Below are 21,795 nucleotides of genomic sequence, written 5' to 3'. Positions count from 1 at the left end.
CCATGCACTCCTTCACAGATGGCGGCGTCGGGCGGCGACGTGCCGGTCGTACTCCTCACGTGCCTCGACCGCCGACGATCGGGTCGCGGTCTCGGCCACAGGTACATCCCACCAGGCTTGGGCCGGAGGCGCGCCCGACACTGTGTCTGCCGTTTCGGTCTCCACGTAGACACAAGTGGGAGTGTCCGCCTCGCGCGCCTCGGCCAGGGCCGCCCGCAGGTCACGCACGGTCTTCGCGCGTAGGACCCGCATGCCCAGGCTGGCCGCGTTGGCCGCGAGGTCAACCGGCAGCGGCGCCCCCGTGTACCTGCGGTCCTCGGCGCGGTAGCGGTACGCCGTGCCGTACCGCTCGCCGCCCACGGACTCCGAGAGGCCGCCGATCGATGCGTACCCGTGATTCTGGAGGATGATCACCTTGATCGCGACGCCCTCCTGGACGGCGGTGACGATCTCGGTCGGCATCATCAGATAGGTGCCGTCACCGACCAGCGCCCACACGGGCCGGTCCGGGGCCGCCATCCGCACCCCGATCGCGGCCGGGATCTCGTAGCCCATGCACGAGTAGCCGTACTCGACGTGGTACTGGTCCCGCGACCGCGCCCGCCACAGTTTGTGCAGGTCACCGGGGAGCGAGCCGGCCGCGTTGATCAGGATGTCGTCCTCGGTGACCAGCTCGTCCAGGACGCCGAGGACCTGCGGCTGGGTGGGCCGGATGTCGATGTCCTCGGCCTCGTAGGCCGCGTCGACGCGGTACTCCCAGCGCTCCTTGTCGTCCGTGTACTCGGTGACGTACGCGGGCTCCGCGCGGTGCTTGTGCATCAGCAGCGCCTCGGTGAGCGCCTCCAGACCGGCGCGCGCGTCGGCGATCAGCGGTGTCCCGGCGAGCTTGTGGCCGTCGTACGGAGCGATGTTGAGGTTGAGGAAGCGGACACCCGACGCCTCGAACAGGGTGCCGGAGGCGGTGGTGAAGTCGGTGTAGCGGGTGCCGACGCCGATCACCAGGTCGGCGGTGCGGGCGAGCTCGTCGGCGTTCGCCGTGCCGGTGTGGCCGACGCCGCCGACGTCCTGGGGGTGGTCCCAGCGCAGCGAGCCCTTGCCCGCCTGGGTGGACGCGACGGGGATACGGGTGGCGGAGGCGAGTTCGGCGAGCGCCTCCTCGGCGCGGCTGTGGTGGACGCCGCCGCCCGCGACGATCAGCGGACGCCTGGCCTCGCGGACCGCCGCGACGGCGCGGGCCAGTTCCCCGGCGTCGGCCGCCGGGCGCCGCACGGCCCAGGTCCGCTCGGCGAAGAACTCCTCGGGCCAGTCGTACGCCTCCGCCTGCACGTCCTGGGGCAGTGCGAGCGTGACGGCGCCGGTGTCCACGGGGTCGGTGAGCACGCGCATCGCCTGGAGGGCGGCCGGGATCAGCGCCTCGGGGCGGGTGATCCGGTCGAAGTACTTCGACACCGGGCGCAGGCAGTCGTTGACCGACACGTCCCCGGCGAAGGGGACCTCCAACTGCTGGAGCACCGGGTCGGCCGGGCGCGTCGCGAAGACGTCGCCGGGCAGGAGCAGCACCGGGAGGTGGTTGATCGTGGCGAGCGCGGCGCCGGTGACGAGGTTGGTGGCACCGGGCCCGATGGAGGTGGTGACGGCGTGCGCCGACAGCCGGCCGCACTGACGCGCGTAGCCGACCGCGGCGTGCACCATGGCCTGTTCGTTGCGTCCCTGGTGGTACGGCATCTCGTCGGCGTACTCGACGAGCGCCTGGCCGATACCGGCGACGTTGCCGTGGCCGAAGATGCCCCAGGTGGCGCCGATCAGCCGGCGGCGCGCACCGTCCCGTTCGGTGTACTGCGCGGCCAGGAACCGCACCAGTGCCTGCGCGACCGTCAGCCTCGTCGTCGAGGTCATCGGTATCCCCCTGTGCTCTCTGCGTGTCCCGGGTGGAAGCGGATCCGCCACTCCCTGTCCCCGCCCGGTCCCGCCATGACATTCAGGTAGTACATGGTGTGACCGGGCTGGGCGATGGACGGACCGTGCCATCCATCGGGGACGAGGACGGCATCGCCGGTGCGGACCTCGGCGAGGACGTCCGAACCGCCCTCACGGGAAGGGAATACGCGCTGATAGCCGAAACCGTTCGGGCCGTCGATCTCGAAGTAGTAGATCTCCTCCAGCCTGGACTCGACACCGGGCAGGTGTTCGTCGTGCTTGTGGGGCGGATACGAGGACCAGTTGCCGCCGGGGGTGATCACCTCGACGGCGATGAGCCGGTCGCAGTCGAAGACGTCCGCGGCGGCGAAATTGCGCACCTGGCGGGCGCAGTTGCCGCTGCCGCGGTCTTCGACGGGAACCTCCGGCGCGGGGCCGTAGCGGGCGGGGAGTCGGCGCTCGCACTTCGCTCCTGCCAGGGCGAAGCGGCCTCCCGCGCCGGAGGCGATCTGGGCCCGGGCCTCACGGGGAACGTACGCGAAGTCGGAGACTCCGTCGAACACACTCCGTCTGCCCAGGAGTTGGAACTCTTCCTCTTCCATACCGTCTTTGGTGCGCACGGTGCAGCCGCCGCCGAGCGGGAGCACGATCCACTCACTGTCCCCAGTGGTGAACGTATGGGTGCCGCCGGGGGCCAGTTCCACGATCCGCAGACTGCTGTGGGTCCAGCCGGCCCGTTCGGGGTCGATGTCGAGGGCGTAGTGGGCGTCGGCGGCGGCGCCCTTGGGCACGTACAGCGCGTTGCTCGGACGACTCATGCGGCCCTCACAGAAGTCCTACGGCGGTGTCCACGGCCGCGGCCACATCGCCGTCCGCCGGGTAGAGCAGCGAGCGGCCCACCACCAGGCCCTGCACGGTGGGGAGTTGGAGCGCCCCGCGCCATTTCTCGTACGCGCCCTCCTGGTCCTCGCCGACATCGCCGCCGAGCAGCACGGCCGGCAGTGTCGAGGTCTCCATGACACGGGCCATGTCGTCGGGGTTGTCGGTGACCGGAACCTTCAGCCAGGTGTACGCCGAACTGCCGCCCAGACCAGCGGCTATGGCGATGGACTTGGTGACGGCCTCGGCGCTCAGATCGTTGCTCAGGGTGCCGTCCTCCCGGCGACGGCAGAGGAACGGTTCGACGAAGAGCGGGAGTTGACGCTCGGCCATGGCATCGATCGCCCGGGCGGTGGACTCCAGGGTGCGCAGCGAGCCCGGATCGTCGTAGTCGATGCGCAGCAGCAGTTTGCCCGCGTCGAAACGGAGCCGCTCGATGTCCTGCGGGCGGTACCCGGTGAACCGGTCGTCCAGTTCGAAGGCGGAGCCCGCGAGGCCGCCGCGGTTCATCGACCCGATGACCACCTTGCCGTCGAGGGCGCCCAGCAGCAGCAGGTCGTCGAGTACGTCGGCGGTGGCGAGCACACCGTCGACCCCGGGGCGGGAGAGCGCGAGGCACAGCCGCTCCAGCAGATCGACGCGCCCCGCCATGGCCAGTTTCCGGTCACCGACGGCCAGCATGCCGCGCGCCGGGTGGTCCGCGGCGACGATCATCAGCCGCCCGGAGCCTTCGAGCAGCGGCCTGCGCACCCGCCGCGCGGCGGCCTCCGCGATCGCCTCGGGGTGACGGGCCCGGATCCGGACGAGGGCGGAGACGTCGACAGGGGGCAGGGCGCGCGCGTCGCCGCCCTGCTCGGGGCGGGCGCCGCCGACATGGCCCGCCCTCATCGCACCGCTCCGGCGGCGAGGGCCTGTTCGACCTCGTGCCGGGTGGGCATCGCGGAGGAGCACTCCAGCCGGGAGGCGACGATGGCGCCGGCCGCGTTCGCGTGGCGCATGGTCTTCTCCAGGTCCCAGCCGGCCAGCAGTCCGTGGCAGAGGGAGCCGCCGAACGCGTCTCCCGCGCCGAGGCCGTTGAGTACCTCGACCGGGAGGGGCGGGACCTCGGCGGTGGTGCCGTCGCGATGAACGGCGAGGACGCCCTTGGGGCCCTGCTTCACCACGGCGAGTTCGACCCCGGCTTCGAGGAGGGCGGCGGCGGCGGCGTGCGGCTCGCGTTCCCCGGTGGCGATCTCGACCTCGTCGATGTTGCCGACGGCGACGGTGGCCCGGCGCAGGGCCTCCTTGTAGAAGGGGCGCGCGGAGGCGGGGTCGTGCCAGAACATGGGGCGCCAGTCGAGGTCGAAGACCGTCGTGGCGGACCGGGCCCGGTGGGCCAGGGCGGCGAGGGTGGCCGTGCGGCTCGGCTCCGCGCACAGTCCCGTACCCGTCGCCCAGAAGACACGGGCCTCGCGCACGGCGTCGAGGTCGAGTTCCTGGACCTCGATCTCCAGGTCGGGGGCCTTGGGCTGCCGGTAGAAGTAGAGCGGGAAGTCGTCCGGCGGGAAGATCTCGCAGAAGGTGACAGGGGTCGGCAGTCCGGGGACCGCGGTGACCCAGCGGTCGTCGACGCCGAAGTCGCGCAGCGCCTCGCGCAGATAGGTTCCGAAGGGGTCCGCACCCGTCCGGGTGATGACGGCCGTACGCCGTCCGAGCCGCGCGGCCGCCACCGCGACATTGGTCGCCGAGCCGCCGAGGAACTTGCCGAAGGACGTCACCCTGGCCAGCGGGACCCCCGTCTGCAAGGGGTAGAGGTCCACGCCGATCCGCCCCATGGTGATCAGCTCGTACGCCATCGAGTTCCCTTCCCGCGGTCCCTGCGGCTGCCCCCAGGTCTAGTGCCGCGCGCGAAGCCTGTCAACGTTTTGTCCAGACATTCGGACGACGCTTGACACCTCTCCGGGGCCGTCCGAAGCTGGCGGCCATGACGTCGTTGCCACCTCAGTCATCGCCGCGGTCACAGCCCGAGCCCTCGCCGAAGCCGTCACCGCGGTCGTCACCTCCGTCCTCACTGTCCCGCATCCGGATCGGTTCGGCTCCCGACTCCTGGGGCGTCTGGTTCCCCGACGACCCCCGGCAGGTCCCCTGGCGGAGCTTCCTCGACGAGGTCTCCGGGTCCGGCTACGAGTGGATCGAGCTCGGCCCGTACGGCTACCTCCCCACCGACCCGGACGTCCTGCGGGAGGAGACCGAGCGGCGCGGGCTCGGCGTGTCGGCCGGGACCGTCTTCACCGGGCTGCACCGGGGTCCCGACGTGTGGGAGTCCACCTGGGCGCACGTCTCGGACATCGCGGCGCTCACCCAGGCGATGGGCGCCGGGCATCTGGTCGTCATCCCGGCCTTCTGGCGCGACGACAAGACCGGCGCGGTGCTGGAGGACAGCAGGCTGACGCCGACCCAGTGGCGCCATCTGACCGCCCAGACCGAACGGCTCGCCCACGAGGTGCGCGAGCGCTACGGCCTGCGGATCGTCGTCCATCCGCACGCCGACACGCACATCGACAGCGAGGAGAACGTCACGCGGTTCCTCGACGCGACCGACTCCTCGCTGGTGTCGCTGTGCCTGGACACGGGCCACTACGCCTACTGCGGCGGCGACAGCGTCAAGCTCATCGAGACGTACGGAGAACGCATCGGCTATCTCCACCTCAAGCAGGTGGACCCGCTGGTACTGGCCCGGGTACGCGCCGAGGAGGTGCCGTTCGGGCCCGCCGTCGCACGCGGTGTGATGTGCGAACCGCCGTCCGGCGTACCGGCGCTGGAGCCCGTCCTGGCCGCCGCCCAGAACCTCGGCGTCGAGCTGTTCGCGATCGTCGAGCAGGACATGTACCCGTGCCCGCCGGACAAGCCGCTGCCGATCGCCCGGCGCACCCGGGCGTTCCTGAGGTCCTGCGGGGCGTGAGCACCGCAGGGGCCGTGGAGGCCGTGGAGGCCGTGGAGGCCGTGGAGGCCGTGGAGGCCGTGGAGGCCGTGGAGGCCGTGGAGGCCGTGGAGGCCGTGGAGGCCGTGGAGGCCGTGGAGGCCGTGGGCGGAGGATCCGTCGAGTGCTCGGCGGGTCGCCCGTCCCTCGGCGGCCAATGCGTCACTCGTGTCACAAAAAACACCCCTGTGTCACACATGTCGCGTGTACGCGGGTCTTGCGTCACACCCGGTCGACAGCCACTGCCCAGTGCTCACTCTGCGTCGTTCACCGGGCACACGCTTTGTGATCACCAGCGCAGCGCCCGGCTCCCCCGTACGGCCGCCCCAGGCCGCCGCCGCGGTGCGCGCAGGGAGGTGCCACTCATGACCGACCGCAGGCTCTGGTCGTACAAGGAGATCGCCGCGCACATCAAGGTGCAGGCGGACACCGTGCGGTCCTACCGCAAGCACGGGCTGCTGCCGCCGCCCGACCACGTCGAGGGCGGAAAGCCCTACTGGTACGCCGACACGGTCCGTGCCTGGGTCGCCGCCCGCCCGGGAAACCGGGGCCGCAGAGACGCCTGACCCGATCCCGACGACCGGTGCCCCACCCGGGTGGGGCACCGCGGGGCCGTCCGGCCCCCGCGCGCATGCGGACCCGGCCCCCGCCACGGCCGGACGGCCCTCACCCCCACGGCTCGATGACCGTCACCCCCGACCCCGGCGCCGATCCCATGGCGGCCAGGGCGGCGGGCGCCGCGTCCAGGGTGATCGTGGACGTCACGAGGAGATCGGGGCGCAGGACACCGGCCCGGACCAGCTCCAGCATGGCCGGGTAGGCGTGCGCCGCCATTCCGTGGCTGCCGAGGAGTTCGAGTTCGAGACCGATCACCCGGGCCATCGGGACCGGGGTGGTCCCGGCCGGTGAGGGCAGCAGACCGACCTGGACGTGCCGGCCGCGCCGGCGCAGACCGTCGACCGAGGCCGCGCAGGTGGCGGGTGAACCGAGGGCGTCCAGCGACAGATGCGCGCCGCCGCCGGTCAGCTCACGGACCGCCCGCGCCGGGTCGGCCACGACGGAGGCGTCCACGCACTCCGCCGCCCCGAACCTCCGTGCCAGGTCCAGCGCCGTGGGCGACACGTCGACGGCCACGACCCGGGCCCCGGACGCCGCCGCGATCATCACCGCCGAGAGGCCGACCCCGCCGCAGCCGTGCACCGCGACCCACTCCCCCGCCGCCACCCTCCCCTGCGCGACCACCGCGCGGAACGCCGTGGCGAACCGGCAGCCCAGCGAGGCCGCCGTCGCGAAGGACAACTCCGGCGGCACCGCGATCAGGTTGACCTCGGCGTGGTCGAGCGCCACGTACTGGGCGAAGGAGCCCCAGTGCGTGAACCCCGGCTGGGTCTGCCGCTCGCACACCTGCTGGTCGCCCGCCGCGCACGCCGGGCAGCTTCCGCAGGCGCAGACGAACGGGACGGTGACCCGGTCGCCCGGTCGCCATCCGGTCACCCGGGCGCCCACCGCCTCGATCACCCCGGCGAGTTCGTGGCCCGGCACGTGCGGCAGCGTGATGTCCGGGTCGTGGCCCATCCAGCCGTGCCAGTCGCTCCGGCACAGCCCGGTGGCCTCGACCCGCACCACCACCCCGTGTTCCGCGGGCTCCGGGTCCGCGACGTCCCGGACCTCGGCCGGCTCCCCGTACCGCTCGAACACCACTGCCCGCATCGGCTCCCGCCCTCCGCTCGGAGATCAGCTTCCGCCGCGAACGCTAGCCGCGGACCTCGGCCCTGTCCCGGCCGGGCTCCTCCCCCGGCACCGGCTCCGCGTCCTGCCCCGGCACCTCGTCCGCGTCCGGCGCCCGGTCCGGCCCCGATGCCCGGTCCCGTGACTGGTCCTGCCCGGGTGTCAGGTCCCGTTCCGGTGCCCCGTCCGGGACCGTCCCCGCGGCCGCCGCCGGGGCGGCCCCCTCGCTGAGTCCGAAACGGTCATGGAAGCGTCGCAGCGGTCCCGGCGCCCACCAGGTGGCCCGGCCGGTCAGGCGCATGACCGCCGGGACCAGCAGGCTGCGGACGACCATCGCGTCCATCAGCACGGCGAGAGCCACGCCCAGTCCGAGCATCTTGGTGTTGGCGACCCTGGAGGTGCCGATGGCGACCATCACCACCGCGAGGATGACCGCGGCGGCGGTGATCAGCCCACCGGTGCGCTGGAGCCCGAAACGGACCGCCTCCCGGTGGTCGCCGGTGTGGTCGTACTCCTCCTTGATGCGCGAGAGAAGGAAGACGCCGTAGTCCATGGAGAGGCCGAAGGCGACGCAGAACATCAGGACCGGGAGGGTCGTCTCGATCGAACCGGAACTGGTGAAGTCGAGGAGGCCGGAGAGATGGCCGTCCTGGAAGACCCAGACCACGGCACCGAACATCGCCGTCAGGCTCAGCGCGTTGAGCAGCACCGCCTGGACCGGGATCAGCACACTGCCGGTCAGCAGGAACACCAGGAGCAGCGTGACGATCGCGATGAACGCGGCCGCCCACGGGAGCCGGTCGGCTATCGCGTGCTTGGAGTCGACCAGGACGGCCGCCGTGCCGGTCACGGAGGTGCCGAACGGAGCGTCCGCCGCCCGGAGTTCACCCACCAGCCGCTGGGCGCCCTCGTCCACGGCCTCGCCCTTGGGCAGCACCGAGAAGTACGCGGCGTCGCCCTTCACCAGGGGCCCGTCCACGCGCAGCACCTCGGGCAGCGCGGCGATCCGCTCCCGGTAGCCGGCGTACTGGGTCTCCGTGGCCGCGCCTTCGGCCAGGACCTCCAGAGCGCCGCCGGGGCTGCCGGGGAAGCCGTCGCGGATGTGCTGCTGGACGATGTGCGACTCCGCGCCCGAGGGCAGCTGCCGGTCGTCTGCCGTGCCGAACTTCACGCCGAGGAAGGGCAGTCCGAGGACGATGAGGCCGGCCGTGGTGGCCACGGCGAAGAGCGGCGCCCTGCGCATCACGAGGGAGGCCATGCGCCCCCAGAGGGCCCCGCCGTCGGCCTGTTCCGGCCTTCCGCGCCGGAACAGGCGCCGCAGATCGAGGGAGTTGACCCGGTCGCCGAGGAGCATCAGCGCCGCGGGGAGCAGGATCAGGGCGGCGGCCGCGGCCAGCAGCACGACGGCGATGCCCGCGTAGGCGAAGGAGCGCAGGAAGTACTGCGGGAAGACCAGCATCGCGGCCAGGGACACGGCGACCGTGAGGGAGGAGAAGAGCACCGTGCGCCCCGCCGTGCGCAGGGTGGTGCCGACCGCGGTGCGCGGTGGGGCACCGGTGGCCAGTTCCTCGCGGAACCTGCGGACGATGAACAGGGCGTAGTCGATGGCGAGACCGAGGCCGAGGGCCGTCGTCAGGTTCATCGCGAAGACCGAGACGTCCGTGACCTCGGTCAGTCCCCGCAGTACGGCGTTGGTGCCGAGGATCGCGATGATGCCGACCCCGAGCGGGAGCAGGGCCGCGACGGCGCTCCCGAAGACCATGACCAGCAGCAGGAGGGTCACCGGAAGGGCGATCATCTCGGCCCGGGTCAGGTCCTCCTTGATGGTCGTCTGCATCTCGTGCCGCACGGCGACCGGTCCGCCGACCTCGACCTCGACGGGGCCGCTCTTCCCGCGGTAGGAGGGTGCGAGGCGGTCCAGGGTGTCGGCCGCGGCGGTCTCGTCGCCGGTGATCCGGGCGGCGATGAGCGCCTCGTGGCCGTCACGTGCCTTCAGCGCCGGCGATCCGGACTGCCAGTAGGAGCCGACGCCCGTGACGCCGTGCTCGGCGGCCAGACGGGCGGCTATGCGCTTGGCCTCGGCGGCGACCGAGGGGTCGTCGACCGAGGCCCCGCCCGCGTCGAGCAGAAGCAGCAGATTGGGCTGCGAGGCGGGGAACTCCCGCTCCAGCGCCTTGGTCGCGTACGTCGACTGGGCGGTCGGGTCCTCCCAGCCGCCGCTGCCCAGCCGGTCCGCGACCCCGCTGCCGGCGACCACGGCGAGCGCGGTCAGCAGCAGGGCGACGAGCAGCGAGAGCCGCGGCCGCGCGGTCACGAACCGGGTCCATCCGCCGAGCCGCGCGTCCCCGTCCGGGCTCGCGCCCGCACCCGCGCCCGAGCCCGTATCCGAACCCGTATCCACGCCGGTACTCCCACCCGGGCTCGCGCCCGCGCCCCCGTCCGAGCCCTCGTCGGGCCCCGCCCCGGGTCCGGCGTCCGCGCCGTTGACTTCGGACATGATGCGGTGTCCCCTTCACCGTGACCCGATGACCCGCATCCGTGCAGGCATCATGGATCGCCCATTGCCATAGAATGGCAAACACGAGTCAGCGCTCGCGTTTCTCAAGAATGCGAGCGACCACTCGTGTTTGTCAATCGCGTCCCGAGAAGCTGGGGATATCCCGTGCCCGAGAAGCAGCAGACCGAGGAGTCGCCGACGCGGCAGCAGCGCGCCGAAGAGAAGCCGCGCCGCCGTCAGGCCCGCGGTGAGCGCCGCATCGCCCAGCTCCTGGAGGCGGCGGCCTCGGTGTTCTGCCAGTCCGGCTACACGGCCGCCAGCACCAACGCCATCGCCCGCGAGGCGGGCGTCTCACCCGGCACGCTCTACCAGTTCTTCCCGAACAAGGAGGCCATCGCGGTCGGCCTCAGCGACCAGTTGCTGGAGCACTGGGCCAGGTCGCACGGACAGGCACTCACCCCGGAGAACATCGGCCTCCCACTGGACCGCATGCTCGACGCGGTCCTCGACCCGCTGATCGCGTTCAACGTCGAGAACCCGGCCTTCGCCGTCCTGATGCACGGCCCCGACGTCCCGGGAGCGATCATCGAGGAGATCGGCACCGTGCACTGCACCCTCCTCGCCCGCGTCGAGGAGATGATCGCGACCCGCCTGCCGGACCTCCCGCCCGACGAGCGCACCCGCACGGCGAACATGACGCTCCACCTCTTCAAGGCCGGCCTCACCCTGGTCATGTCCCATGAGGGCGCCGAACGGGACGCCTACATCGCGGAGCTGAAGACGGTCATGCACCGCTATCTGGAACCGCTCCTCGAAGGCGGGCGGCCCGCGGGCCGCTGAGCCGCGCCGTACCGCGACGACACCAGCACTCGGGCCGGAGTCAGCGGCGAGGGCACCCCGGGCCCGTGCCCCCGGACCGCACCAACCCCGCCGCCGCACCCCCGGATCACCCCCGCACCCCGCCGCACCCCCGGATCACCGCCGGCCGCCGGAAGCGCCGCCTCCGTACCGGGTCGGCCGCCGCGGCGCGCCGCCGGGCGGAACCACCTCCTCGCGCCGCCCCCGCCGGGCGGCCCACTCCTCACCGGATTCGCCGCGACGCCCTGAGCACGCGCGGCGGCGCGCCGTGGTCCCGCTTGGATAAATACCCCCTAGGGGTATAGTCTGGTGAACATCGGGGAGAACCCTGGGTTCCCGGGGATCCCTCCCGCACACGCACGCAACGGACGCCTCGACGAGGAGTAACGCCATGACCGCCCAGACCGGCACCCCGGGTTCCGTCACCACCGTCTACCAGGTGAGCGGCATGAGCTGCGGACACTGTGAAGGCTCCGTCAGCGGCGAGATCTCCCGGATCCCCGGCGTGAGCTCGGTGAAGGCCGTCGCCTCGACCGGCGAGATCACCGTCGTCTCCGAGGCCGCGCTCGACGAGAGCGCCGTCCGCGCCGCCGTGGACGAGGCGGGCTTCGAGCTCGCCGGCCAGGCCTGAGCGGAAACCCAGCAGCTCTTCTCCTCCGCACCGGGCCGTGCCGACCGGCTGATACCGGCTCCGCGCGGCCCGGCTCATTCCTGGAGCCGGACCATGACCACCGCAGCACCCGAGACGCCCATAGGCGCGACCTCGGACGTCGAACTCTCCATCGGCGGGATGACCTGCGCCTCCTGCGCGGCCCGCGTCGAGAAGAAGCTCAACCGCATGGACGGCGTCACCGCCACCGTCAACTTCGCGACGGAGAAGGCCAAGGTCTCCTACCCCGAGGGGGTACGGGTCGCCGATCTGATCGCCACCGTGGTCAAGACGGGCTACACCGCCGAGGAGCCCCCGCCGCCCGCGCCGCCCGAGGAGGCGGCACCGCCCGTCGCCGACGATCCCGAGACCGCCGCCCTGCGCGAACGGCTGACCGTCTCCGCACTGCTCGCCCTGCCCGTCGTCCTCATGTCGATGATCCCGGCCCTGCAGTTCGACAACTGGCAGTGGCTCTCCCTGACGCTCGCCGCGCCCGTCGTGGTCTGGGGCGGGCTGCCCTTCCACCGGGCCGCCCTGACGAACGCGCGGCACGGCGCGGCCACCATGGACACCCTCGTCTCGGTCGGCACCCTCGCGGCGTTCGGCTGGTCCCTGTGGGCACTGTTCTTCGGCGACGCGGGAATGCCGGGCATGCGGCACGGCTTCGAGTTCACCGTCTCCCGTACGGACGGGGCCTCCACGCTGTACCTGGAGGTCGCCGCGGGCGTCATCGCGTTCATCCTGCTCGGCCGCTTCCTGGAGGCCCGCTCCAAGCGGCGCGCGGGAGCGGCGCTGCGGGCGCTGATGGAACTCGGCGCCAAGGACGTCCTGGTCCTGCGGGACGGCCGTGAGGTCCGCATCCCGGTGGCGCGGCTGACGGTCGGCGACTGCTTCGTCGTACGGCCAGGCGAGAAGATCGCTACCGACGGGACCGTCGTCGAGGGCGCGTCGGCCGTGGATGCGTCCATGCTGACCGGCGAGTCGGTGCCGGTGGACGTGAGCGTCGGGGACACCGTCACGGGTGCGACCGTGAACGCCGGGGGCCGGCTCGTCGTCGAGGCCACCCGGATCGGCGCGGACACCCAGCTCGCCCGGATGGCCCGGCTCGTCGAGGACGCCCAGAACGGCAAGGCCGAGGTTCAGCGCCTCGCCGACCGCGTCTCCGGGGTCTTCGTGCCCGTCGTGCTGCTGATCGCCCTCGGCACCTTCGCGGCCTGGATCGCGGTCACCGGGGACACCGTCGCGGCCTTCACCGCCGCCGTCGCGGTGCTGATCATCGCCTGCCCGTGCGCGCTCGGCCTGGCCACCCCGACCGCCCTGATGGTCGGCACCGGCCGCGGCGCCCAGCTCGGCATCCTCATCAAGGGGCCCGAGGTCCTGGAGTCCACGCGCCGGGTCGACACCGTCGTCCTGGACAAGACCGGCACGGTGACGACGGGACGCATGAGCCTGCACGAGGTGTACGTCGCCGACGGCATCACCGAGGAAGACGTCCTGCGGCTCGCCGGAGCCCTGGAACACGCCTCCGAGCATCCGGTTGCCCGCGCGATCGCGGCAGGCGCTCAGGAGCGCACCGGTGGCCTTCTGGCGCCGGACCGCTTCGAGAACGTGCCGGGCCTCGGCGTACGCGGACGGGTGGACGGCCACGACGTCACCGTCGGCCGGTTCCCGGGCGCGCTCCCCGGGACGCTTGCGGACGCGAAGAACAGGGCCGAGGCGGCGGGCCGTACGGCCGTCGTCGTCGCCCTGGACGGCAAGGCTGCGGGTGTCATGACCGTCGCCGACACGGTCAAGGAGACCAGCGCCGAGGCCGTACGGGCGCTGCGCGCCCTCGGGCTCACGCCGATGCTGCTGACCGGGGACAACCGGGCGGTCGCCGAGGCCGTGGCGCGGGCTGTGGGCATCGACCCGTCCGACGTGATCGCCGAGGTGCTGCCCGAGGACAAGGTCGCCGTGGTCCAGCGGCTCCAGCGGGAGGGGCGGACCGTCGCCATGGTCGGCGACGGGGTGAACGACGCGGCGGCGCTCGCCACCGCGGATCTGGGCCTCGCGATGGGCACGGGGACGGACGCGGCGATCGAGGCGAGCGATCTGACGCTCGTGCGCGGGGATCTGCGGGTGGCCGCGGACGCGATCCGGCTGGCGCGAAGCACTCTGTCGACGATCAGGGGAAATCTGGTCTGGGCCTTCGGCTACAACGTGGCGGCGCTTCCGCTGGCCGCCGCGGGCCTGCTCAACCCCATGATCGCGGGAGCGGCGATGGCCTTCTCGTCGGTCTTCGTGGTCACGAACAGCCTTCGACTCAGAGCATTCGCGTGACGACGGACCGGGAGTCCCCCTAGAGTCCAACGCGAGCCTCACATAAGCTCTTCACAAGGCTCGCGCATCTTCCTTACGCTTGGTCCTCGATTCCCATACCGGGTCTCTTGCCTATCTTCAGGACATATGCAAGAGACTCAGATCACAGTGATGTGAACGTAACCACCGAAGGGGTTCGTCAGTCTAAGTTGGCGATGTCAGAAGCGTCTTGGGGGGCGTGACTGGCATCTGGGGATGTCTTGGGGGACGTTCCCGGAAATTGCGTCGCCGGGGCACGTACAGCGGGGAGCTTTGAGCGGCCCTCCCGATCCGTACGCGTCCCGGCAGATCGCACACCGCACCACCGCAGTACGGCGAGTTCGGCTCGCCCGGTACACCGCCGGCTCGCGCCGGCACACAGCGATTCAGGCGCTGTCCCACAGACGCCCGGCCGGATCCCGTGGGGGGAATCCGCACCGGGACAAGGAAAGCGCCCTGACTGCCGGCCCGTGGGGGGACCAGTAGCAGGGCGCTTTCCGTTTTTTTCTGCCTCGATACAAGCTCACCGGGCCCCGTGTCACGGAGCCCGGTGGTCGTGTGTGAGTGTCAGCGACCCTCGACCGGCACGAAGTCGCGCTCGACGACACCCGTGTAGATCTGGCGCGGGCGGCCGATGCGGGAGCCGGGCTCCTTGATCATCTCGTGCCACTGGGCGATCCAGCCCGGCAGCCGGCCAAGAGCGAACAGGACCGTGAACATCTCGGTCGGGAAGCCCATGGCCCGGTAGATCAGACCCGTGTAGAAGTCGACGTTCGGGTAGAGGTTGCGCGAGACGAAGTACTCGTCGGAGAGCGCGTGCTCCTCCAGCTTGAGCGCGATGTCCAGCAGCTCGTCGGACTTGCCGAGAGCGGAGAGGACGTCGTGCGCGGCCGCCTTGATGATCTTCGCGCGCGGGTCGAAGGACTTGTACACCCGGTGGCCGAAGCCCATCAGGCGGACGCCGTCCTCCTTGTTCTTCACCTTGCGGATGAAGGAGTCGACGTCGCCGCCGTTGGCCTTGATGCCCTCGAGCATCTCCAGGACGGACTGGTTGGCGCCGCCGTGCAGCGGGCCCCACAGCGCGGAGATGCCGGCGGAGATCGAGGCGAACATGTTCGCCTGCGACGAGCCGACCAGACGCACGGTGGAGGTCGAGCAGTTCTGCTCGTGGTCCGCGTGCAGGATCAGCAGCTTGTCCAGCGCGGAGACGACCACCGGGTCGAGCTCGTACTCCTGCGCGGGGACCGAGAAGGTCATGCGCAGGAAGTTCTCGACGTACCCGAGGTCGTTGCGCGGGTAGACGAAGGGGTGGCCGATCGACTTCTTGTACGCGTACGCCGCGATCGTCGGCAGCTTGGCGAGCAGCCGGATCGTGGAGAGGTTGCGCTGCTTCTCGTCGAACGGGTTGTGACTGTCCTGGTAGAAGGTCGACAGCGCCGAGACGACCGACGACAGCATCGCCATCGGGTGGGCGTCGCGGGGGAAGCCCCTGTAGAAGTTCTTGACGTCCTCGTGCAGCAGGGTGTGCTGCGTGATTTCGTTCTTGAAGGTGGAGAGCTCGTCGACGTTCGGGAGCTCACCGTTGATCAGCAGGTAGGCCACCTCCAGGAAGGTGGAACGCTCGGCCAGCTGCTCGATCGGGTAGCCACGGTAGCGGAGGATGCCCTGCTCACCGTCGAGATAGGTGATCGCGGATTTGTAGGCGGCGGTATTGCCGTACCCACTGTCCAGCGTCACCAGACCGGTCTGGGCGCGGAGCTTGCCGATGTCGAAGCCCTTGTCGCCGACGGTGCTGTCGATCACCGGGTAGGTGTACTCGCCATCGCCGTACCGCAGTACTACAGAGTTGTCGCTCACGTCATCCCTCACCGACGTTGTGCCTCTTCTTCGAGGTGCCCTGACTGTCTCTACCATCCCCCATTTGGCCCTGGAGAGTGCACTCGGGGTCGACCATTGGGCCTATCGGCGGCACTCAGTGCCGCCAACCTGCTCATCCTGCCCCGTTCGTTCCACATCTGGAAGTGCTCTGTGACCTTCATGACTCGTTTGATCGATCATTTTTTGTGATGGACCGCTTCCCGCGCCCGAAAGGCCCCGTTCAGTGGTCGAACGGGCCGGTTCGCCGCGCGAGGAGGCGGTGGCTCACGAGCCGGACAGCCGGAAGTCCAGGGCCGTGCACCGGCGTCCCGCGGACACCGTACGCACCGCCTGGCCTATCGCCTTGCGCGAACCGACGAGGACGACCAGCTTCTTGGCCCGGGTGACCGCCGTGTAGAGCAGATTGCGCTGGAGCATCATCCAGGCGCCCGTGGTCACGGGGATCACCACCGCCGGGTACTCGCTGCCCTGGGAGCGGTGGATGGTCACCGCGTAGGCGTGGGCCAGCTCGTCCAGTTCGTCGAACTCGTACGGCACCTCCTCGTCCTCGTCCGTGCGCACCGTCAGGCGCTGCTCGACCGGATCGAGGGAGGTGACGACGCCCACGGTGCCGTTGAAGACGCCGTTCTCGCCCTTGTCGTAGTTGTTGCGGATCTGGGTGACCTTGTCGCCGACCCGGAAGACCCGGCCGCCGAGCCGCTTCTCGGCGAGGTCCGGGCGGCCGGGGGTGATGGCCTGCTGGAGCAGTCCGTTCAGATGGCCCGCGCCGGCCGGGCCCCGGTGCATGGGCGCGAGGACCTGGATGTCCCGCCGGGGGTCGAGGCCGAACCTGGCCGGAATCCGCCGGGCCGCCACGTCCACGGTGAGCCGCCCGGCCTCCTCGGTGTCGTCCTCGACGAAGAGGAAGAAGTCCTTCATGCCGTCGGTGAGCGGGTGCTGCCCGGAGTTGATCCGATGCGCGTTGGTCACCACCCCGGACTGCTGGGCCTGGCGGAAGACCTTGGTGAGGCGCACCGCCGGAACCGGGCCGCGGTCGGCGAGCAGATCGCGCAGCACCTCGCCCGCGCCGACGCTGGGAAGCTGGTCGACATCGCCGACGAAGAGCAGATGGGCCCCCGGGGGCACCGCCTTGACCAGCTTGTTGGCGAGCAGCAGGTCGAGCATGGAGGCCTCGTCCACGACGACCAGGTCGGCGTCGAGCGGCCGGTCCCTGTCGTAGGCCGCGTCCCCGCCCGGCTTGAGCTCCAGGAGCCGGTGCACGGTGGAGGCCTCGGCCCCGGTCAGTTCGGCGAGGCGCTTGGCGGCACGGCCTGTGGGCGCGGCGAGAACGACCTTGGCCCCCTTGGCGCGGGCCAGCTCCACGATCGAGCGGACCGTGAACGACTTGCCGCAGCCCGGACCTCCGGTGAGCACGGCGACCTTCTCGGTGAGCGCGAGCCGGACCGCCGCCTCCTGCTCGGGGGCCAGCTCCGCGCCCGTACGTCCCCTCAGCCAGGCCAGTGCCTTGTCCCAGGCCACGTCGTGGAAGCCGGGCATCCGGTCCCGGTCGCTGCGCAGCAGCCGCAGCACCTGCGTGGAGAGCGAGAGCTCGGCACGGTGGAAGGGGACCAGGTAGACGGCCGTCACCGGCTCGCCGCCGTCCGGGCCCGGAACCCTCTCCCGTACGACACCTGGGTCCTCGCCCTCCTCCGCGGGGGCCGCCAGCTCGGCCAGGCACTCGATGACCAGGCCCGTGTCGACCTGGAGCAGCTTCACCGCGTCCGCGATCAGCCGCTCCTCGGGGAGATAGCAGTGGCCCTGGTCGGTGGACTGCGACAGGGCGTACTGAAGGCCCGCCTTGACGCGCTCCGGGCTGTCGTGAGGGATGCCGACGGACTGGGCGATCTTGTCCGCGGTGAGGAAGCCGATGCCCCAGACGTCGGACGCCAGGCGGTAGGGCTGGTTCTTCACGACCGAGATCGACGCGTCGCCGTACTTCTTGTAGATGCGGACCGCGATGGAGGTGGACACCTCGACGGTCTGGAGGAAGAGCATGACCTCCTTGATCGCCTTCTGCTCCTCCCAGGCGTCGGCGATCCGCCCCGTGCGCTTGGGGCCGAGTCCCGGGACCTCGATGAGCCGCTTCGGCTCCTCCTCGATGATCCGCAGGGTGTCGAGGCCGAAGTGCTGGGTGATGCGGTCGGCGAAGACCGGGCCGATGCCCTTGACCAGACCGGAGCCGAGATAGCGGCGGATGCCCTGGACGGTGGCGGGGAGCACCGTCGTGTAGTTCTCCACCGTGAACTGCTTGCCGTACTGCGGGTGGGAGCCCCAGCGGCCCTCCATCCGCAGGGACTCGCCGACCTGGGCGCCGAGCAGCGAGCCGACGACGGTGAGCAGATCGCCGGCGCCGCGCCCGGTGTCGACCCGGGCGACCGTGTAGCCGTTCTCCTCGTTCGCGTAGGTGATGCGTTCGAGCACGCCTTCCAGCGTGGCCAGTCGCCGCTCACCTGCCTGGGCGGCCCCCGCCTGATCGGTCATGATCCGAAGGTACCGTCCGCCTCCGACAACGCTCCGGGGCTGTGGACAACTCACCCGGTCGTGGGGCGCGAAAGTCTTCGAGGGGCCCGGTCCGTCGACCGGGCCCCTCGGTTTCCCCTCCCGTATCAGAACCCCCGCGATCCCCCCGGATCCCCCTCCAAAGGTCCTGATGCCACGTACGACCCGCGAGGCCGGGGAAGGGTTGCACGGACTTCGGAAGATTTTTTATCCGGCGTGCTCCACGAACCGTGCCGCCGTCTCGGCCAGCACCTCGCGGCCGTCCCGGGCCCACAGCGCGTCGTTGAAGAGTTCGACCTCGATGGGCCCGGTGTACCCCGCCGCCTCGACCAGGGCCCGCCACGCGCGCAGGTCGACCGAACCGTCTCCGAGCTGGCCGCGGCCGTTGAGGACGCCCTCGGGAAGCGGGGTGGTCCAGTCGGCGAGCTGGAAGGTGTGGATGCGGCCCCCGGCTCCCGCGCGGGCGATCTGGGCGGGGGCCGTGTCGTCCCACCAGAGGTGGTAGGTGTCGACGGTGACGCCCACCTGGTCCGCGGGGAAGCGTTCCGCGAGGTCGAGTGCCTGGGCGAGGGTGGAGACCACGCAGCGGTCGGCCGCGTACATGGGGTGGAGCGGTTCGACGGCCAGCCGCACACCGCGGGAGGCGGCGTACGGGCCCAGCTCGCCGAGCGCGTCGGCGATGCGCTCCCGGGCGCCGTGCAGGTCCTTCGAGCCGGGCGGCAGACCGCCGGAGACCAGGACGAGGGTGTCGGTGCCGAGGGTGGCTGCCTCGTCGACGGCGGCCCGGTTGTCGTCCAGGGCGCGCTGCCGCTCCCCCGGGTCGATCGCGGTGAGGAAGCCGCCCCGGCACAGGGTGGTGACGGTCAGGCCCGCGTCGTGGACGAGTTTCGCGGTGGCGCCGAGGCCGTACGCCCGCACGGGCTCGCGCCAGAGGCCGACGCCCGGGACTCCCGTCTCCAGGCAGGCTTCGACCAGTTCGGGCATCGACAACTGTTTGACCGTCATCTGGTTGACGGAGAAGCGGGCGAGACTGCTCATGGGGTCACTCCGTCACTCCGTACAGGGCGAGCAAGGTCCTCATCCGGGTTTCGGCCTGTCGCGGGTCCGGGAACAGGCCCAGTCCGTCGGCCAGTTCGTAGGCGCGCGCGAGATGGGGAAGCGAGCGCGCCGACTGGAGGCCGCCCACCATCGTGAAGTGCTCCTGGTGGCCGGCGAGCCAGGCCAGCAGGACGACGCCCGTCTTGTAGAAGCGGGTCGGGGGTTGGAAGAGATGCCGGGACAACTCGACCGTGGGGTCGAGGAGTTCGCGGAAGCCCTTGACGTCGCCGGTGTCCAGGACCCGTACGGCCTGCGCGGCGAGGGGACCGAGCGGGTCGAAGACGCCGAGCAGCGCGTGGCTGAAGCCCCGTTCGTCGCCCGCGATCAGTTCGGGGTAGTTGAAGTCGTCGCCGGTGTAGCAACGGACGCCGTCCGGGAGGCGGCGGCGCAGTCCGACCTCCCGACGGGGGTCCAGCAGGGAGACCTTGACGCCGTCCACCTTGTCGGGGTGGGCCGCGATCACCTCCAGGAACACCTCCGTCGCCGCGTCCAGGTCGTCCGATCCCCAGTAGCCCTCCAGGGCGGGGTCGAACATCGGGCCCAGCCAGTGCAGGACCACCGGGTCGGCGGCCTGGCGCAGGAGGTGGCCGTAGACGTCGAGGTAGTCCTCGGGTCCGGCGGCGGTCGCGGCGAGCGCGCGGGAGGCCATCAGGATCGCCTGCGCGCCCGACTCCTCGACGAGGGCGAGCTGTTCCTCGTAGGCGGCCCGTACCTCGTGCAGTGTGGCCGGGCCCGTGAGCTGGTCCGTGCCCGCACCGCAGGCGATCCTGCCGCCGACCGCCCTGGCCTCGGCCGCGGACCGGCGCACGAGTTCGGCCGCCCCGGCCCAGTCGAGGCCCATCCCCCGCTGGGCGGTGTCCATCGCCTCGGCGACCCCGAGGCCGTGCGACCACAGATGGCGCCGGAAGGCGAGCGTGGCGTCCCAGTCGACGGCGGCGGGCGAGTCGGGCGAGACGTCCGCGTACGGGTCGGCGACGACATGCGCGGCGGAGAAGACCGTACGGGAGGCGAGGGGTTCGCCCGCCGGGGCGATGGCGAGGGGCTCGGTGCGCGGCTCGTGGATTCGCAACCGGCCGTCGGCACCCGGGAGCCGGATGGTCACAGCGCGACCTCCGGCACGTCGAGACGGCGGCCCTCGGCAGAGGATTTCAGCCCCAGCTCGGCGAGTTGGACACCGCGGGCGCCGGCTAGGAGGTCCCAGCGGTAGGGGGCGTCGGCGTAGACGTGCCGCAGGAACAGCTCCCACTGGGCCTTGAAGCCGTTGTCGAACTCGGCGTTGTCCGGGATCTCCTGCCACTGGTCGCGGAAGGAGTAGGTGGCCGGGATGTCCGGGTTCCAGACCGGTTTTGGAGTCGAACTGCGGTGCTGGACGCGGCAGTTGCGCAGTCCGGCGACGGCCGATCCCTCCGTGCCGTCGACCTGGAACTCGACCAGTTCGTCGCGGTTGACGCGCACGGCCCAGGAGGAGTTGATCTGGGCGACCGCGCCGCCCTCCAGCTCGAAGATGCCGTAGGCGGCGTCGTCCGCCGTTGCGTCGTAGGGCTTGTCCCGTTCGTCCCAGCGCTGCGGGATGTGGGTGGCGGTGAGCGCCTGCACGGAGGTGACCCGGCCGAACAGCTCGTGCAGGACGTACTCCCAGTGCGGGAACATGTCGACGACGATGCCGCCGCCGTCCTCGGCACGGTAGTTCCAGGAGGGCCGCTGGGCCTGCTGCCAGTCGCCCTCGAAGACCCAGTAGCCGAACTCCCCGCGGACGGACAGGATCCGCCCGAAGAAGCCGCCGTCGACGAGCCGCTTCAGCTTGAGCAGGCCCGGGAGGAAGAGCTTGTCCTGGACGACGCCGTGCTTGATACCGGCGGCGTGCGCGAGGCGGGCCAGTTCGAGGGCTCCGTCGAGGCCCGTGGCGGTCGGCTTCTCGGTGTAGATGTGCTTGCCCGCGGCGACGGCCTTGCGCAGGGCCTCCTCGCGGGCGGACGTCACCTGGGCGTCGAAGTAGATGTCGACGGACGGATCGGCGAGCACCGCGTCCAGGTCGGTCGACCAGTGGTCGAGGCCGTGCCGCTCGGCGAGCGCCTTCAGAGCGCTCTCGCGGCGGCCGACGAGGACGGGCTCGGGCCACAGCACGGTGCCGTCGCCGAGGTCGAGTCCGCCCTGGTCGCGCAGGGCGAGGATCGAGCGGACCAGGTGCTGGCGGTAGCCCATGCGTCCCGTCACGCCGTTCATGGCGATCCGCACCGTCTTGCGTGTCACGTCATTCCCTTCGTACGCGTCAGGCGCCGGGCGCGCTCACAGGTGAGCGTGGGCAGCAAGCGCTTTCTATGCGATGAGAAGCTAGCCTCTCCGCAGCGGTCCGGACAAGACCACCGCGAAGACGAGTTGTTCGAGGGGGCGAACAGCGGGGGCTGTTGGCCGTATGGTCTGCACGGACCCTGCCCACAGGAAGCGGCGCCCTCGGCC

Annotated in this window: 16 protein-coding genes; 5 read left to right on the top strand and 11 right to left on the bottom strand. The window is 71.2% G+C overall.

Annotated features, from left to right (window positions below; translation table 11 throughout):
- Positions 1-12 precede the first annotated feature (12 nt).
- The 4 genes from iolD to iolC are packed head-to-tail and all read right to left on the bottom strand — an operon-like array spanning position 13 to position 4,631.
- Positions 13-1,896: a 3D-(3,5/4)-trihydroxycyclohexane-1,2-dione acylhydrolase (decyclizing) gene (gene iolD, locus OHT01_RS25580; RefSeq protein WP_328555457.1), complete on the bottom strand. Its 1,884-nt coding sequence runs from the start codon at positions 1,894-1,896 to the stop codon at positions 13-15.
- Positions 1,893-2,735: a 5-deoxy-glucuronate isomerase gene (gene iolB / locus OHT01_RS25575; protein ID WP_328555456.1), complete on the bottom strand. Its 843-nt coding sequence runs from the start codon at positions 2,733-2,735 to the stop codon at positions 1,893-1,895. The genes iolD and iolB overlap by 4 nt, the downstream gene beginning before the upstream one ends.
- Before the next feature lie 7 nt (positions 2,736-2,742).
- Positions 2,743-3,684, bottom strand: coding sequence for a Cgl0159 family (beta/alpha)8-fold protein (locus tag OHT01_RS25570; RefSeq protein WP_328555455.1), 942 nt, complete (start codon positions 3,682-3,684; stop codon positions 2,743-2,745).
- Complete coding sequence (iolC, locus tag OHT01_RS25565) at positions 3,681-4,631, bottom strand: 5-dehydro-2-deoxygluconokinase (protein ID WP_328555454.1); 951 nt, start codon at positions 4,629-4,631, stop codon at positions 3,681-3,683. Before iolC ends, OHT01_RS25570 begins: the two co-directional genes overlap by 4 nt.
- Before the next feature lie 128 nt (positions 4,632-4,759).
- On the opposite strand from iolC, the gene OHT01_RS25560 reads away from it, so the two are divergent.
- A complete protein-coding gene (locus tag OHT01_RS25560; RefSeq protein ID WP_328555453.1) occupies positions 4,760-5,737 on the top strand; it encodes a sugar phosphate isomerase/epimerase family protein in 978 nt (325 codons plus the stop codon).
- Positions 5,738-6,120: 383 nt separating this feature from the next.
- Positions 6,121-6,321, top strand: coding sequence for a helix-turn-helix transcriptional regulator (locus OHT01_RS25555; protein WP_328555452.1), 201 nt, complete (start codon positions 6,121-6,123; stop codon positions 6,319-6,321).
- A 100-nt stretch (positions 6,322-6,421) separates the two neighbouring features.
- Here OHT01_RS25555 and OHT01_RS25550 read toward each other — a convergent pair whose 3' ends face one another.
- Together OHT01_RS25550 and OHT01_RS25545 are read right to left on the bottom strand one after the other, a co-directional pair.
- Positions 6,422-7,465: a zinc-dependent alcohol dehydrogenase family protein gene (locus OHT01_RS25550; RefSeq protein ID WP_328555451.1), complete on the bottom strand. Its 1,044-nt coding sequence runs from the start codon at positions 7,463-7,465 to the stop codon at positions 6,422-6,424.
- 43 nt (positions 7,466-7,508) lie between these two features.
- Positions 7,509-9,980, bottom strand: coding sequence for an MMPL family transporter (locus OHT01_RS25545; protein ID WP_328555450.1), 2,472 nt, complete (start codon positions 9,978-9,980; stop codon positions 7,509-7,511).
- 165 nt (positions 9,981-10,145) lie between these two features.
- Between OHT01_RS25545 and OHT01_RS25540 the strand changes: the two genes are divergently transcribed.
- The 3 genes from OHT01_RS25540 (at position 10,146) to OHT01_RS25530 (ending at position 13,806) form a co-directional block, all read left to right on the top strand.
- The gene (locus OHT01_RS25540; RefSeq protein ID WP_328555449.1) at positions 10,146-10,820 is read left to right on the top strand and encodes a TetR family transcriptional regulator; all 675 of its coding nucleotides are present in this window, start codon (positions 10,146-10,148) and stop codon (positions 10,818-10,820) included.
- 409 nt (positions 10,821-11,229) lie between these two features.
- Positions 11,230-11,469, top strand: coding sequence for a heavy-metal-associated domain-containing protein (locus OHT01_RS25535; RefSeq protein ID WP_328555448.1), 240 nt, complete (start codon positions 11,230-11,232; stop codon positions 11,467-11,469).
- A gap of 93 nt (positions 11,470-11,562) precedes the next feature.
- The gene (locus tag OHT01_RS25530) at positions 11,563-13,806 is read left to right on the top strand and encodes a heavy metal translocating P-type ATPase (RefSeq protein WP_328555447.1); all 2,244 of its coding nucleotides are present in this window, start codon (positions 11,563-11,565) and stop codon (positions 13,804-13,806) included.
- A gap of 585 nt (positions 13,807-14,391) precedes the next feature.
- Here the strand turns inward: OHT01_RS25530 and OHT01_RS25525 are convergent.
- From OHT01_RS25525 to OHT01_RS25505, 5 genes are all read right to left on the bottom strand, one after another.
- Positions 14,392-15,681 carry a citrate synthase gene (locus tag OHT01_RS25525; protein WP_328555446.1) on the bottom strand — a complete coding sequence of 430 codons (1,290 nt, stop codon included), beginning with the start codon at positions 15,679-15,681 and terminating at the stop codon, positions 14,392-14,394.
- A gap of 285 nt (positions 15,682-15,966) precedes the next feature.
- Positions 15,967-18,222 (bottom strand): SF1B family DNA helicase RecD2, encoded by a 2,256-nt coding sequence (recD2, locus tag OHT01_RS25520; protein WP_328555445.1) that lies wholly within the window; start codon positions 18,220-18,222, stop codon positions 15,967-15,969.
- Between the two features lie 225 nt (positions 18,223-18,447).
- Positions 18,448-19,278, bottom strand: a complete 831-nt coding sequence (locus tag OHT01_RS25515; RefSeq protein ID WP_328555444.1) for a sugar phosphate isomerase/epimerase family protein — start codon at positions 19,276-19,278, stop codon at positions 18,448-18,450.
- Positions 19,279-19,282: 4 nt separating this feature from the next.
- The gene (locus tag OHT01_RS25510; protein ID WP_328555443.1) at positions 19,283-20,440 is read right to left on the bottom strand and encodes a dihydrodipicolinate synthase family protein; all 1,158 of its coding nucleotides are present in this window, start codon (positions 20,438-20,440) and stop codon (positions 19,283-19,285) included.
- Positions 20,437-21,588 carry a Gfo/Idh/MocA family protein gene (locus OHT01_RS25505; protein ID WP_328555442.1) on the bottom strand — a complete coding sequence of 384 codons (1,152 nt, stop codon included), beginning with the start codon at positions 21,586-21,588 and terminating at the stop codon, positions 20,437-20,439. The genes OHT01_RS25510 and OHT01_RS25505 overlap by 4 nt, the downstream gene beginning before the upstream one ends.
- Positions 21,589-21,795 lie beyond the last annotated feature (207 nt).

Origin of the sequence: Streptomyces sp. NBC_00358, from assembly GCF_036099295.1 — a bacterium.
GTDB lineage: Bacteria > Actinomycetota > Actinomycetes > Streptomycetales > Streptomycetaceae > Streptomyces.
Note: the sequence above shows the minus strand (reverse complement) of the source record. Positions and strands in the feature narration are given on the sequence as shown.

Excerpts from the sequence above, each read along its gene's own strand:
- OHT01_RS25555 (WP_328555452.1), top strand. The coding sequence starts at position 6,121 with ATGACCGACCGCAGGCTCTGGTCGTACAAGGAGATCGCCGCGCACATC.
- iolC (WP_328555454.1), bottom strand. The coding sequence starts at position 4,631 with ATGGCGTACGAGCTGATCACCATGGGGCGGATCGGCGTGGACCTCTAC.
- OHT01_RS25530 (WP_328555447.1), top strand. The coding sequence starts at position 11,563 with ATGACCACCGCAGCACCCGAGACGCCCATAGGCGCGACCTCGGACGTC.
- OHT01_RS25545 (WP_328555450.1), bottom strand. The coding sequence starts at position 9,980 with ATGTCCGAAGTCAACGGCGCGGACGCCGGACCCGGGGCGGGGCCCGAC.
- OHT01_RS25560 (WP_328555453.1), top strand. The coding sequence starts at position 4,760 with ATGACGTCGTTGCCACCTCAGTCATCGCCGCGGTCACAGCCCGAGCCC.
- recD2 (WP_328555445.1), bottom strand. The coding sequence starts at position 18,222 with ATGACCGATCAGGCGGGGGCCGCCCAGGCAGGTGAGCGGCGACTGGCC.
- iolD (WP_328555457.1), bottom strand. The coding sequence starts at position 1,896 with ATGACCTCGACGACGAGGCTGACGGTCGCGCAGGCACTGGTGCGGTTC.
- iolB (WP_328555456.1), bottom strand. The coding sequence starts at position 2,735 with ATGAGTCGTCCGAGCAACGCGCTGTACGTGCCCAAGGGCGCCGCCGCC.
- OHT01_RS25570 (WP_328555455.1), bottom strand. The coding sequence starts at position 3,684 with ATGAGGGCGGGCCATGTCGGCGGCGCCCGCCCCGAGCAGGGCGGCGAC.
- OHT01_RS25550 (WP_328555451.1), bottom strand. The coding sequence starts at position 7,465 with ATGCGGGCAGTGGTGTTCGAGCGGTACGGGGAGCCGGCCGAGGTCCGG.
- OHT01_RS25515 (WP_328555444.1), bottom strand. The coding sequence starts at position 19,278 with ATGAGCAGTCTCGCCCGCTTCTCCGTCAACCAGATGACGGTCAAACAG.
- OHT01_RS25535 (WP_328555448.1), top strand. The coding sequence starts at position 11,230 with ATGACCGCCCAGACCGGCACCCCGGGTTCCGTCACCACCGTCTACCAG.